We start from the raw sequence: 374 nt of genomic DNA, 5'->3' as shown, positions 1-374 counted from the left end.
GCAGACAAAAAACGGGATAAGACCATACATAAACTCGGAAAGCTTGATCACGATCTAACGAAAGAATACGCAGAAACCGAGGCAAATGAACATTTCATTCAGGCAGATTTTCAGCAGCTCCAAAATGCTACAGGCAAAGGGAAAAATGTAACACCACTTCACTATAACGCCAAGGCGTACAGAGAAAGTGACATACATAAGAAAAAAGGCGAGATTGCAAGACACTCAGACACATATTTAACGTTTAAGAAGGAAGAAGCGAAAGAGCGGGAAATCAAGGATCTAAAGAAAAAGCTGGCTGACGGTGTGACCGATCCGGATGAATACTTGGAAATTGCGAAGAAGATCGGTTACGAGAATCTTGAACCTTCCCA

Annotated in this window: 1 protein-coding gene; it reads left to right on the top strand. The window is 42.0% G+C overall.

What is annotated here, in order from left to right; all coding sequences use genetic code 11:
• On the top strand, nt 1-374 hold a 374-nt coding region (locus tag G9F75_RS19745; protein ID WP_260399157.1), incomplete at both ends, for a T7SS effector LXG polymorphic toxin.

Source organism: Bacillus sp. EKM208B (assembly GCF_011800725.1).
GTDB classification, from domain to species: Bacteria; Bacillota; Bacilli; order Bacillales; family Bacillaceae; genus Bacillus; species Bacillus velezensis.
Note: the sequence above shows the minus strand (reverse complement) of the source record. Positions and strands in the feature narration are given on the sequence as shown.